The sequence below is a fragment of the Streptomyces sp. NPDC104309 genome (assembly GCF_055584025.1).
In genome coordinates this window covers 59,682-72,837 of sequence record NZ_JBVJMV010000023.1, presented here as the reverse complement: position 1 = coordinate 72,837, position 13,156 = coordinate 59,682, and the positions used below count along the sequence as shown (strand labels likewise).

The window sequence follows — 13,156 nt, the reverse complement described above, 5'->3', positions numbered from 1 at the left end:
CGCAGCACCTTCAGTGTCCTCAGTGGATCGAGCGCACTTCGCCTTCACCGACAGGTGGGGCGGGGTGAGCGCCGCTCCGTACGAGGAGCTCAACCTCGGCGGCGCGGTCGGAGACGACCCCGCCGCCGTTCTGGCCAATCGGGAACGCGCCGCGCGGGCCCTCGGTCTGGACCCGGCGCAGGTCGTCTGGATGAATCAGGTGCACGGTCGGGACGTCGCGGTGGTCGACGGCCCGTGGGGCGACGCCGCGGAGATCCCCGCGGTGGACGCGATGGTGACCGCACGGCGCGGGCTGCCGCTCGCCGTGCTCACTGCCGACTGCACCCCCGTACTGCTGGCCGACCCGGTCGCCGGGATCGCGGCGGCGGCGCACGCGGGCCGCCCCGGTCTGGTCGCGGGAGTGGTCCCCGCCGTGGTCGAGGCCATGGTCGGACTCGGTGCCGAGCCCCACCGGATCATCGCCCGCACCGGACCGGCTGTCTGCGGGCGGTGCTACGAAGTCCCGTCGGGGATGCGCGCCGAGGTCGCCGAGAGCGTCCCGGCCGCCTGGTCCGAGACCAGTTGGGGCACCCCGGCCGTGGATGTCACCGCCGGGGTCCAGGCCCAGCTCGAAGCCCTCGGGGTCGACGACCGGCAGGCATCGCCGGTCTGCACCCTCGAATCGGGCGATCACTTCTCGTACCGCCGCGACCGCACCACCGGGCGGCTCGCCGGATATGTCTGGTTGGACTGATAGGGCATGACGGACCGTAGGACTCAACTCGCCGACAATCTGGCACGGGTGGAGGAACGCATTGCTTCCGCCTGTATCGCCGCGGGCCGCGAACGGGAAGAAGTGACCCTCATCGTGGTCACCAAGACCTACCCCGCGAGCGATGTGCGGATTCTGCATGAACTCGGTGTGCGTCATGTCGCGGAGAATCGTGACCAGGACGCGGCCCCCAAGGCAGCCGAATGTGCGGATCTGTCGCTCATCTGGCACTTTGTTGGTCAATTGCAGACGAATAAGGTTCGTTCTGTGGCGAGTTATGCCGATGTCGTGCAGTCAGTGGATCGGGTCAAATTGGTCACGGCCCTGTCGGCGGCGGCCGTGCGCGAGGAGCGCGAACTCGGCTGCCTCATCCAGGTCGCGCTCGACGCGGAGAGCGGCGAACGGGGTGACCGGGGCGGTGTCGCGCCGGACGGGATCGAGGAGTTGGCCGCCGCGGTCGACTCCGCCCCCGGGCTGCGGCTCGGCGGTCTGATGACCGTCGCGCCGCTCGCCGGCCCGTACGCGGGACGGCAACGCGCCGCCTTCGACCGGCTGATGGAATTCTCATCCCGCCTGCGCGGGAACCATCCGGCTGCGAACATGGTCTCCGCGGGGATGAGTTCGGACCTCGAGGACGCGGTCGCGGCCGGAGCGACACATGTGCGCGTCGGTACGGCGGTACTCGGAGTCCGACCGAGGCTCGGGTAACGTCGCCAAGCAGGTCGGACCACAGCAGAAAATATGGTCATTCCCGCCTATGGCGGGCAGGCCTCAGTGGATCGCGGGGCACTTGGTGACAGATGCCGATCCACCACAGAGCGGAGGACTCGGAGCATGGCCGGCGCGATGCGCAAGATGGCGGTCTACCTCGGCCTCGTGGAGGACGATGGGTACGACGGTCCGGGGTTCGACCCCGACGACGAATTCGAACCCGAGCCGGAGCCCGAGCGGGACCGGCGGCGGCACCAGCCCGCGCATCAGGTGGAGCGGGAACGGGACGAACCGGTACGAGTGGTGCAGCCTCCCGCGCAGCGGGAGCCGGTTCAGATCCCGGCGGAAAGGGAGCGACCCGCCCGAATCGCACCCGTGGCATCCATCACACCTGAACGCCCGAACATGGAGAAGAACGCACCGGTGATCATGCCCAAGGTTGTGTCCGAGCGGGAGCCCTACCGCATCACCACGCTGCACCCCCGGACCTACAACGAGGCCCGTACCATCGGGGAACACTTCCGTGAGGGCACTCCGGTGATCATGAATCTCACGGAGATGGACGATACGGACGCGAAGCGACTTGTCGACTTTGCTGCAGGACTCGTCTTCGGTCTCCATGGCAGCATTGAGCGCGTGACGCAGAAGGTGTTCCTGTTGTCGCCTGCTAACGTCGATGTCACGGCGGAGGACAAGGCCCGCATTGCTGAGGGCGGATTCTTCAACCAGAGCTGAGAACACGACACCGGGAACGACCCGGCCGTAAGGCCGGAGCTACGAGAGCCAGGGGAGAGGGAAGCGCGAAATGGGCGTCGCACTGCAGGTTGTCTATATCGCGTTGATGTGTTTCCTCATCGTGCTGATCTTCCGGCTGGTCATGGACTACGTCTTCCAGTTCGCACGTTCATGGCAGCCCGGCAAGCCGATGGTGGTCATACTTGAGGCCACCTACACTGTCACGGATCCACCGCTCAAGCTTCTGCGGCGGTTCATCCCGCCGCTGCGTCTCGGGGGCGTGGCACTCGACCTGTCCTTCTTCGTTCTGATGATCATCGTCTACATCCTGATCAGCATCGTGATCAGGTTGTGAGCGATACGGTCTTGCCGACTGCCGACGACTACGTAGAGGTGAAGAAGAGATGCCGCTGACCCCCGAGGACGTGCGGAACAAGCAGTTCACGACCGTCCGCCTCCGAGAAGGCTATGACGAGGACGAGGTCGATGCCTTCCTCGACGAGGTCGAGTCCGAGCTGACGCGCCTGCTCCGTGAGAACGAGGACCTGCGCGCGAAGCTGGCCGCCGCCACGCGTGCCGCCGCGCAGAACCAGCAGCAGGGAATGCGTAAGCCGGAGCCGCAGGACCGGCCCGGGGCACCTGTGCCCGCCGCCATATCGGGTCCGCCGGTCCAGCAGCAGCCCCCGCAGATGGGTCCCCCCCAGCTGCCCGGTGGTGCTCCGCAGCTGCCCGCCGGTCCCAGCGGTCACGGTCCTGGTCCCCAGGGCCCGCACGGCCCCGGCCCGCAGGGCCCGCACGGCCCCGGTCCGATGCAGGGCGGTCCCATGGGTGGCCCGATGGGCGGCCCCATGGGCGGTCACGCCCCGCAGCAGCAGATGCAGCAGATGCAGCCGCCGCCGCAGATGCAGCAGCCCGGTCAGGGCCCCGGCGGCGACAGCGCCGCCCGTGTCCTGTCGCTCGCGCAGCAGACCGCCGACCAGGCGATCGCGGAGGCCCGTTCCGAGGCCAACAAGATCGTCGGCGAGGCGCGCAGCCGTGCCGAGGGACTGGAGCGGGACGCGCGTGCCAAGGCGGACGCGCTGGAGCGGGACGCGCAGGAGAAGCACCGCGTGGCGATGGGCTCGCTGGAGTCGGCCCGCGCGACGCTGGAGCGCAAGGTCGAGGACCTGCGTGGCTTCGAGCGCGAGTACCGGACCCGGCTGAAGTCCTACCTGGAGAGCCAGCTGCGTCAGCTGGAGACCCAGGCCGACGACTCGCTGGCCCCGCCGCGGACCCCGGCGACCGCTTCGCTGCCGCCGTCGCCCTCGCTGGCTCCGGCCGGTGCGGGCGTCATGGGTCACACCATGGGGAGCGGCAACCACGGCGGTCACGTCAACCCCCCGATGGGCGGCAACCCGTCCATGGGCGGTGGGCCCTCGTACGGCGGTCAGCAGCAGATGTCGCCGGCGATGACCCAGCCGATGGCGCCGGTGCGGCCGCAGGCGCCGCAGCCGATGCAGCAGGCCCCGTCACCGATGCGTGGGTTCCTGATCGACGAGGACGACAACTGAGCCCGGTGCGCGCGGTGAGCGCGTAGCCGTCGGCAGGCTGAGGGCCGGGCCCCGGGGTTTCCCCGGGGCCCGGCCCTTTTGCCGTGGACGGGGGCGGTGTGCGGGTGGGGGCGCCTCCGGTGGAACCCCGTTCCCTTTCCTGCCCCTTCCCGGAGCCCGGACCCCGGACCCCGGGCTCTGCCGGGAGCATACAGAAAGGCCCGCCCTGTTCCGGGCGGGCCTTCGATGCGCCTGGGCTACCGCTCCGTCCTGCGGAGGCGGAACGTCAGGGACAGGCCCTCGTCCTCGAACGGCGCGCCGTACTCCGCGTCCGCCTCGCCCTGTGCGTAGTCCAGGGCCAGGACCTCGTCCGCGATCAGGGCCGCGTGCTCGGTCAGGGCCTCCGCGGTGGCGGGGGAGGCCGACGTCCAGCGGACGGCGATACGGTCCGCGACGTCCAGGCCGCTGTTCTTGCGGGCCTCCTGGATGAGGCGGATCGCGTCACGGGCCAGGCCCGCGCGCCGCAGCTCCGGGGTGATCTCCAGGTCCAGGGCGACCGTCGCGCCCGAGTCGGACGCCACCGACCAGCCCTCGCGCGGGGTCTCGGTGATGATCACCTCGTCGGGGGCGAGGGCCACCGTCTCGCCGTCCACCTCGACCGATGCCGTGCCCTCGCGCAGGGCCAGCGACAGAGCCGCCGCGTCGGCGTTCGCGACCGCCTTGGCCACCGCCTGGACGCCCTTGCCGAACCGCTTGCCGAGCGCGCGGAAGTTGGCCTTCGCGGTCGTGTCGACCAGCGAGCCTCCGACTTCGGAGAGCGAGGCCAGCGAGGAGACGTTCAGCTCCTCCGTGATCTGCGTGTGCAGTTCGGGGGAGAGGGACTCGAAGCCCGAGGCCGCGACCAGGGCCCGGGACAGCGGCTGACGGGTCTTGACGCCCGACTCGGCGCGGGTGGCCCGGCCCAGCTCGACCAGGCGGCGCACCAGCGCCATCTGGGTGGAGAGGGCCGGGTCGATGGCCCCGAAGTCCGCCTTCGGCCAGGCGGAGAGGTGGACCGACTCGGGGGCGTCCGGGGTGACCGGAGCGACCAGGTCCTGCCAGACCCGCTCGGTGATGAACGGGGTGAGCGGGGCCATCAGCCGGGTCACCGTCTCGATGACCTCGTGCAGGGTGCGCAGCGCCGCCTTGTCGCCCTGCCAGAAGCGGCGGCGCGAGCGGCGTACGTACCAGTTGGACAGGTCGTCGACGAACGCGGACAGGAGCTTGCCGGCGCGCTGGGTGTCGTAACCCTCCAGAGCCTGCGTGACCTGGTCCACCAGCGCGTTCAGCTCGCTCAGCAGCCAGCGGTCCAGGACCGTGCGGTCCGCCGGGGCCGGGTCGGCGGCGGAGGGCGCCCAGTTCGACGTACGGGCGTACAGGGCCTGGAAGGCGACCGTGTTCCAGTACGTCAGGAGGGTCTTGCGGACGACCTCCTGGATCGTGTTGTGGCCGACACGGCGCGCCGCCCACGGGGAGCCGCCCGCCGCCATGAACCAGCGCACCGCGTCCGCGCCGTGCTGATCCATGAGGGGGATCGGCTGAAGGATGTTCCCGAGGTGCTTGGACATCTTGCGGCCGTCCTCGGCGAGGATGTGGCCCAGACAGACCACGTTCTCGTAGGACGACTTGTCGAAGACCAGCGTGCCGACCGCCATCAGCGTGTAGAACCAGCCGCGGGTCTGGTCGATGGCCTCCGAGATGAACTGCGCCGGGTAGCGGCTCTCGAAGATCTCCTTGTTCTTGTACGGGTAGCCCCACTGCGCGAAGGGCATCGAGCCCGAGTCGTACCAGGCGTCGATGACCTCCGGGACGCGGTACGCCTCCAGCTGGCAGTTCTCGTGCGAGCAGGTGAACGTGATCTCGTCGATGAACGGGCGGTGCGGGTCGAGGCCGGAGAGGTCGGCGCCGGTGAGCTCGCTCAGCTCGGCGCGCGAGCCGACGCAGGTGAGGTGGCTGTCCTCGCAGCGCCAGATCGGCAGCGGGGTGCCCCAGTAGCGGTTGCGGGACAGTGCCCAGTCGACGTTGTTGTTCAGCCAGTCACCGAAGCGGCCGTGCTTGACCGAGTCCGGGAACCAGTTGGTCTTCTCGTTCTCTTCGAGCAGCCGGTCCTTGATGGCGGTCGTACGGATGTACCAGGACGGCTGCGCGTAGTAGAGCAGCGCGGTGTGGCAGCGCCAGCAGTGCGGGTAGCTGTGCTCGTACGGGACGTGCCGGAAGAGCTTGCCGCGGGCGGCCAGGTCCTCGGTGAGCGCCTCGTCGGCCTTCTTGAAGAAGACGCCGCCGACCAGCGGCAGGTCCTCCTCGAAGGTGCCGTCGGGGCGGACCGGGTTCACGACGGGGAGGCTGTACGCCTTGCAGACGACGAGGTCGTCGGCGCCGAAGGCGGGGGACTGGTGGACCAGACCCGTGCCGTCCTCGGTCGTCACGTACTCGGCGTTGACGACGTAGTGGGCCTCGGCCGGGCTGTGTCCATCGCTTCCCTCGCCGACGCTCGGGAAGTCCACCAGGGTGAACGGGCGCTCGTACGTCCAGCGCTCCATCTCGCGGCCCGTGAAGGTCTGGCCGGTGGTCTCCCAGCCCTCGCCCAGCGCCTTCTCGACGAGCGGCTGCGCGACGACGAGCTTCTCCTCGCCGTCGGTCGCCACGACATAGGTGACGTCGGGGTGCGCGGCGACAGCGGTGTTGGAGACCAGGGTCCAGGGAGTGGTCGTCCAGACGAGGAGGGAAGCGTCGCCGGCCAGCGGGCCGGAGGTGAGGGGGAAGCGTACGAAGACCGACGGGTCGACGACCGTCTCGTAGCCCTGGGCCAGCTCGTGGTCGGAGAGGCCCGTGCCGCAGCGGGGGCACCAGGGGGCGACGCGGTGGTCCTGGACCAGCAGGCCCTTGTTGAAGATCTCCTTCAGCGACCACCACACCGATTCGACGTACTCGGGGTCCATCGTGCGGTACGCGTCGTCGAGGTCGACCCAGTAGCCCATCCGGGTCGTGAGCTCGGTGAACGCGTCGGTGTGGCGGGTCACGGACTCGCGGCACTTGGCGTTGAACTCGGCGATGCCGTACGCCTCGATGTCCTTCTTGCCGTTGAAGCCCAGCTCCTTCTCGACCGCGAGCTCGACCGGCAGTCCGTGGCAGTCCCAGCCGGCCTTGCGGCCGACGTGGTAGCCCTGCATGGTGCGGAAGCGGGGGAAGACGTCCTTGAAGACGCGGGCCTCGATGTGATGGGCGCCGGGCATGCCGTTTGCGGTCGGCGGACCCTCGTAGAAGACCCACTCGGGGCGGCCCTCGGACTGTTCGAGGCTCTTGGCGAAGACCTTGCTCTCGCGCCAGAAATCGAGCACGGCGTGCTCCAGCGCGGGCAGGTCGACCTGGGCGGGCACCTGGCGGTACTGCGGCGATGTCATGGGCGGACTTCCTCCGGCGGACGTTTTCCACTTCCGTCGGAGGGACGAGGGCCTCATCGGCTCCCGCGGTACCACCCTCCTTGGCCCCGGGTGTGTGCCCGTGGCCCCCTCATTGGGGTCGCGATGCCGGTTCTACTTGCCTTGCGGCGTTCTTCCGACGGCTCCGGGTGATCTTCACGACGCGCTCGCCCCCGGGCTCCCACCGTCCCCGGGTCGCTCCTGGCTGCGTACGACGCTACTCGTCCCATCCACGCCTCTCGCTGAGGCCAGTGTACGGGCCCGTCCGGGCGACGGCCGACCGGTTTAACCCGTGGGGCGGGGCGTGACCCGAATGGGCAGACGCGGGCGTACGGAGTCCCGGCGGGGGACGGGAGGCGGATTACCCGGCGGGGAGCTGGGCACAACGGATTCAGACGCGTCGGTGTCCGGACACGGGGAGGGGCGATTCGGCGGCGTGCCCCGTTGCCGCGGGGCTGGGGTCGATTTATCGTCCCAGCACGATTCGCGTGCAAGATCACAATATGTGAAGGGGCCGCGGCCATGGTGGCGAAGAAGACCGCCGCGAAGAAGTCGGCGTCAACGAGATCCACGGGTGCGGCGGCCGGGAGCACGAGCGGAGAGGCTGCCGAGAAGTCCGCGGTGAAGCAGGCCGCGGCCAAGAAGGCCGCCGCGAGGAAGACCGCGGTCCGGAAGAGGACGGCGCCCGCCGAGCACGCGGATGCCGAGCACGCGGCGTCGGCCGAGAGGGCGCCCGCGAAGAAGAGCGCGGCCAAGAAGGCTTCGAAGAAGGCCGCTGCGGCGGCCACGGTGGCGGCCGAGGCCGCCGAACAGACGGGAGCCCACACGGTGGTAGCCAAGAAGAGCGCGGCCCGGACCCGCACGCCCGGCAAGGGCGTCGTGCCTCCGGCCGGTGGAATCGCCACGGCAGTCCCCGGCGAGCTGGCGGTCCGGCCGGGTGAGGACCCCTGGACGCCGGGGGAGGTCGAAGAGGCGCGGTCCGTGCTGAGCAGCGAGATCACGCGGCTGCGCAATGAGCTGGAGGCGGCGAGTGCCGCGCTCGCCGGGCTGATGCGCGACTCCGGCGACGGGGCGGGTGACGACGAGGCGGACACCGGCACCAAGAACATCACCCGCGAGCACGAGATGTCGCTCGCCGCCAACGCCCAGGAGATGCTGGACCAGACCGAGCGGGCGCTGGCCCGGCTCGATGCCGGGACGTACGGGCTGTGCGAGGTCTGCGGCAATCCGATCGGCAAGGCACGGATGCAGGCGTTCCCCCGCGCCACGCTCTGTGTCGAGGACAAACAGAAACAGGAGCGACGCGGTTGATCCGTGGCGGTGTGTCGTACCCTCGTCCTCAGTCAGGAACCTAGGGTTGAGGGACTCACGTGGCAGAGGCGGAGCGCATCATCGGTACGCCGGACATCCCCGATGCCGAGGGGACTGAAGGGGACGAGGCCGGGGGCCGGGTCGAGGAGACCGCTCCGAGCAGGGGCAAGCGGAAGATCGCGGTGCTCTTCGTCGTGGCCGCCTTCGCCTTCCTGCTCGACCTGATCAGCAAGATGGTCGTGGTCGCGAAGCTGGAACACCACCCGCCGGTCGAGGTCCTCGGCAACTGGCTGAGGTTCGAGGTGATCCGCAACTCGGGCGCCGCGTTCAGTGTCGGCGAGGCGTACACGGTGATCTTCACCGTCATCGCGGCCACCGTGATCGTCGTGATCGCCCGGCTCGCCCGCAAGCTCTACAGCCTGCCGTGGGCCATAGCGCTCGGTCTGCTGCTCGGCGGAGCGCTCGGAAACCTCACCGACCGCCTCTTCCGCGCTCCCGGCACCTTCCAGGGCGCGGTGGTGGACTTCATCTCCGTCGAACACTTCGCCGTCTTCAACCTGGCGGACTCCGCGATCGTCTGCGGCGGCATCCTGATCGTGCTCCTCTCCTTCCGGGGCCTGGACCCCGACGGCACCGTGCACAAGGACTAGCGGGCGCAAGGCATACTCGATCAGGTGAGTACGTATCCCGAGGTCCGCACCCTGCCCGTACCCGACGGTCTGGAGGGCGAGCGGATCGACGCCGCCATTTCCCGGATGTTCGGTTTCTCCCGCACCAAGGCCGCCGAGCTGGCCGCTGCCGGGAAGGTGCAGGTGGACGGTTCGGTGGTCGGGAAGTCCGAGCGGGTGCGGGGCGGTGCCTGGCTGGAAGTGGAGATGCCGCAGGCACCCGCTCCGGTGCAGATCGTCGCCGAGCCCGTCGAGGGCATGGAGATCGTGCACGACGACGACGACATCGTCGTGATCGTGAAGCCGGTCGGGGTCGCCGCCCATCCGAGCCCCGGCTGGACCGGCACGACCGTCATCGGTGGTCTCGCCGCGGCCGGATACCGGATCTCCACGTCCGGAGCGGCCGAGCGCCAGGGCATCGTCCACCGTCTCGACGTGGGCACCTCCGGCCTGATGGTCGTCGCCAAGTCCGAGCGCGCCTACACCCTGCTGAAGGCGCAGTTCCGCGACCGGGTCGTCGAGAAGAAGTACCACGCGCTGGTGCAGGGCCACCCGGACCCGATGAGCGGCACCATCGACGCCCCCATCGGGCGCCACCCCAACCACGACTACAAGTGGGCCGTCACCGCAGACGGCAAGCCCTCCGTGACGCACTACGACCTCATCGAGGCCTACCGCGCCGCCAGTCTTCTGGACATCAAGCTGGAGACGGGCCGCACCCACCAGATCCGGGTGCACATGTCCGCCCACCGCCACCCCTGCGTCGGCGACCTGACCTACGGCGCCGACCCGACGATGGCCAAGCGCCTCGGTCTGACGAGGCAGTGGCTGCACGCCGTCCGGCTCGGCTTCGAGCACCCCGCCGACGGCAGCTGGGTGGAGTTCTCCAGCGACTACCCTGCCGACCTCCAGCAGGCCCTGGACAAGATCACCGCGGAGAGCGAATGAGTGGCACGCCCGCCCCGTACGCCACCCGTACCGTCGTCGACGAGCGGGACCGCGCCGCCTGTTTCCAGGTCCGCAAGGACGTCTTCGTCGGCGAGCAGAACGTGCCCGAGGAGATCGAGTACGACGCCTACGACGCGGGCGCGGTGCATGTGATCGCCGTCGCGGCGGACGGTTCGGCGCTCGGTACCGGGCGGCTGCTGCACGGCCCGGCCGCAGCGGCCAAGACCGGCACGGACCTCGCCGTCGGCTCGCTCGGCCGGCTGGCGGTGATCAAGCGGGCGCGCGGCCTCGGTGTCGGCGTGGCGCTGGTGAGGGCCATCGAGGACGCGGCCCGCGAGCTGGGACTGGCCGCCGTCGACCTGCACGCCCAGACCCATGCGCTCGGCTTCTACGAGCGGCTCGGGTACGCGGCGTACGGTCCCGAATTCCCGGACGCGGGTATTCCGCACCGCGCGATGCGACGCACTCTGCAGGACTGACGCACTTCGCAGGACCAGGGCCTCTCGTTCGGATCCTGCCGGGCCGGCGGCGCCCGGCAGGATCCGGCCCGACCGAACGAAGGAACCGGGGCCGGGCCCCCGGCGCGGGGTGCCGCTCCGGTCGTACGGACGCGGCGGCACCCGGGCGGTCGTCAGGGGCGGTCCGGCAGGCCCCAGCGGGTCCACGTCCCGTTCGACGGCACGTCGCGCGGTTCTGTCCCGGAGGGGCGCGCGCCGTGCGGAGTGACCACCGCCGTGCCACCGCGCGGCAGGCTCAGGGCGATGCGGCCCGGCCCGGTCTCCCGCCAGCGCAGCGGTCGCCCGTGTGCGTCGCGCACGTCGATCCGGCCCGTGATCGAGTGGTCCAGGGTCAGTGGCGCGCCCGCCTCGCTGTGCACCCGTACCCAGCGCGTGGCACCTCCGGAGCGGTCCGCGTCCACGAGGAACGCGCCCTGGGTGCGCAGTGAAGCGATCGAGGCGTCCGCCCAGCGGTCCGAGACGGAGGGGAAGACCCTCACGACTCCCTCGTGGCCCTGCACCACCATGTCGAGCATCGACTGGGCAGCGGACAGCGGACTCTCCAGGGCGAGGTTCTTGCCCTCCCTGTACATGGTGTTGACCGTCATCTGGCAGTCCGCGACCACCTTCAGATCGGTGAAGAAGGTCAGGAAGTCGAGAGCCTTCTCCGGCTCGTCCATCACCGAGTACATGGACGAGGCGGTGGCGTAGCTGTATCCGTGCCACAGCTGCTGCATGGAGACCCAGTGGTCCATGGAGCGCCGCATCACATCGCGGTCCCCGGCCCGGTCCCAGTTCCGCTCGCGCAGCGGATGGAGCCAGAGCAGATGCGAGTGGTGGCGGTGCGAGTCCGCGAGCGGGACGTCCTTGCCGATCATGACGCCGGCCACCGGGTCCTCGGCGTACGGGGTGAGCCTGCGGTCGATGTCCTGCCAGCGCTTCAGCCGGGGGTCGTCGTTGCGCAGCAGCTTCGCGGAGGTGATGAGGGTGCGCACGCCCCAGCGGACGAGCGAGAGGTCGTAGGTGCAGTCCGCGGCGTTGGCGTACTCGGGGGAGCGGGTCTCCAGCAGATGCAGCCTGCCGTCGGGGCCCTCGTGCAGGAAGTGGGCGTAGAAGTTGATGGCCTTCGCCAGGATCGGGTACACCACGTCGCGCAGCACGGTCAGGTCCATCGAGTGCCGGTAGGACTGCCAGACGTTGTGAAGCGCCCAGGTGAGGTTGCCGAAGTTGTCGGAGACGTGGTCCGAGCCCGGGGCTCCGACGTCGTACGTGTCGCCCGCGCGCAGCTGCCAGTCGGAGGGGTGGCCCAGCGCGTAGCTCTCGCCGTCTCGGTGGTCGACGGGGACGGAGGCCGGGAGGTTGTGCTCGAAGCGGCGGAAGGCGCCCGTCACCGAGTCGAGTTCGGGGTGGTTGGAGCCATGGACGGGCGCCATGCCGATCTGGACGTTGAGGTTCCACCAGACCGCGGTCCAGTTGTTGCCGACCTCGGGGAACCACGGGCCCCATTCGGAGATCGTCGGGCCCTCGGCCCTGGTCGACGCGGCGAGCTTGTAGAGCTGGATGAGGTAGAAGCTCTGCAGCCGCTTGTCCGGCACGGAGAGGAAGCTGCGCCGGTAGTACGTGTGCCACCAGTCGCGGTGTCGGTCCACCAGTCGGTCGAGGTCGGTGGCGAGGGTGCGGTCCACGGCCCGGAGCGCGGCGGTCGTCGCCTCCGACACCCGGCCGGGAAAGCGGTACACGAGGTGTGCGGCGAGCAGCCGGCCGGTGCCCTCGCGGCGTTCGCGCCAGGCGGTGGTCCAGCCGCCGCCCGCGAGCAGCGGCTGCTCGACGAAGCCGTCGCCGACGCGCGGGTCCGGGTTGGGCGTGTAGTCCTCCGGCTTGCCGCTGTTGCGGGTGGTGGCGGCCTGCAGCCACTGGAAGGACCAGGCGGCGGACTCCTCGCCGGGGGAGGGCCGGGTGGAGATCAGCAGAGCACTGGTGTCGTTCTGGACGAGGGCGGAGAAGGCCAGCGAGCCGCGGCTGGTGGTGACCGTGCCGCGCAGCTCGGCGTCGTACGGATCCAGGGTCCAGTCGACGCCGGTGATCTCCCCGGCGAGGGTCAGGGTGAAGTACCCGACGGGGAGGCGGGAGAAGCCGATGCCGCCGCGCCACTGGCCGCGCTGGTCCTGCACCTGGCTGTGGCTGAGCATCAGCTTCAGCGTGTTGGCGGTCTTTCCCGCGTACAGCTGGGCGCCGAGGTAGCCGTTGGCGAGGAAGGGGGCCTGCTGCCAGCCGGTGGGGAGGGTGCGCCAGGTCATGGCGGCGTCCCGGACGGTCGTCTCGTGGACGTCCGCCCCTGGGCGGCCCGCCGGGCCGGGGGCGGACGCGGCCCATGCGGTACGGGAGCCGGCGAGCCAGAGCGCGGATGTTCCGGCAGCGGCGGCGCCGACGAAATGCCTTCGGGAGAACGCGGTCACGTGGATTCTCCTGTCAGTCATGTATGTGGTGAGGGTTCCTGTCCCTGAATCACGCACGCCGCATACTGCCCGCCCCGGAGAGGGAGCGGAAG

General features: G+C 70.1%; 11 protein-coding genes. 9 read left to right on the top strand and 2 right to left on the bottom strand.

What is annotated here, in order from left to right; all coding sequences use genetic code 11:
* The first annotated feature begins 22 nt into the window (after positions 1-22).
* The 5 genes from pgeF (at position 23) to ACZ68L_RS29065 (ending at position 3,747) form a co-directional block, all read left to right on the top strand.
* A complete protein-coding gene (gene pgeF / locus ACZ68L_RS29085; RefSeq protein ID WP_469582358.1) occupies positions 23-733 on the top strand; it encodes a peptidoglycan editing factor PgeF in 711 nt (236 codons plus the stop codon).
* 6 nt (positions 734-739) lie between these two features.
* Positions 740-1,459, top strand: a complete 720-nt coding sequence (locus tag ACZ68L_RS29080; RefSeq protein ID WP_469582355.1) for a YggS family pyridoxal phosphate-dependent enzyme — start codon at positions 740-742, stop codon at positions 1,457-1,459.
* Between the two features lie 126 nt (positions 1,460-1,585).
* Positions 1,586-2,197 (top strand): cell division protein SepF, encoded by a 612-nt coding sequence (locus ACZ68L_RS29075; protein WP_136328319.1) that lies wholly within the window; start codon positions 1,586-1,588, stop codon positions 2,195-2,197.
* A 70-nt stretch (positions 2,198-2,267) separates the two neighbouring features.
* A complete protein-coding gene (locus ACZ68L_RS29070; RefSeq protein ID WP_072483208.1) occupies positions 2,268-2,552 on the top strand; it encodes a YggT family protein in 285 nt (94 codons plus the stop codon).
* A 49-nt stretch (positions 2,553-2,601) separates the two neighbouring features.
* A complete protein-coding gene (locus ACZ68L_RS29065) occupies positions 2,602-3,747 on the top strand; it encodes a DivIVA domain-containing protein (protein WP_469582350.1) in 1,146 nt (381 codons plus the stop codon).
* 236 nt (positions 3,748-3,983) lie between these two features.
* On the opposite strand, the gene ileS is transcribed toward ACZ68L_RS29065, so the two are convergent.
* Positions 3,984-7,166 carry an isoleucine--tRNA ligase gene (ileS, locus tag ACZ68L_RS29060; protein WP_469582348.1) on the bottom strand — a complete coding sequence of 1,061 codons (3,183 nt, stop codon included), beginning with the start codon at positions 7,164-7,166 and terminating at the stop codon, positions 3,984-3,986.
* Between the two features lie 540 nt (positions 7,167-7,706).
* On the opposite strand from ileS, the gene ACZ68L_RS29055 reads away from it, so the two are divergent.
* From ACZ68L_RS29055 to ACZ68L_RS29040, 4 genes are read left to right on the top strand one after another with little or no spacing between them, the layout of a single operon-like run.
* Positions 7,707-8,495 (top strand): TraR/DksA family transcriptional regulator, encoded by a 789-nt coding sequence (locus ACZ68L_RS29055; RefSeq protein WP_469582345.1) that lies wholly within the window; start codon positions 7,707-7,709, stop codon positions 8,493-8,495.
* Positions 8,496-8,554: 59 nt separating this feature from the next.
* Positions 8,555-9,145, top strand: a complete 591-nt coding sequence (gene lspA / locus ACZ68L_RS29050; RefSeq protein WP_469582342.1) for a signal peptidase II — start codon at positions 8,555-8,557, stop codon at positions 9,143-9,145.
* Between the two features lie 24 nt (positions 9,146-9,169).
* A complete protein-coding gene (locus ACZ68L_RS29045; protein ID WP_469582340.1) occupies positions 9,170-10,111 on the top strand; it encodes an RluA family pseudouridine synthase in 942 nt (313 codons plus the stop codon).
* Entirely contained in the window at positions 10,108-10,590 is a 483-nt protein-coding gene (locus ACZ68L_RS29040; protein ID WP_469582338.1) for a GNAT family N-acetyltransferase, read from the top strand. Before ACZ68L_RS29045 ends, ACZ68L_RS29040 begins: the two co-directional genes overlap by 4 nt.
* Before the next feature lie 152 nt (positions 10,591-10,742).
* On the opposite strand, the gene ACZ68L_RS29035 is transcribed toward ACZ68L_RS29040, so the two are convergent.
* Complete coding sequence (locus tag ACZ68L_RS29035; RefSeq protein ID WP_469582337.1) at positions 10,743-13,064, bottom strand: glycosyl hydrolase family 95 catalytic domain-containing protein; 2,322 nt, start codon at positions 13,062-13,064, stop codon at positions 10,743-10,745.
* Between the last annotated feature and the right edge of the window lie 92 nt (positions 13,065-13,156).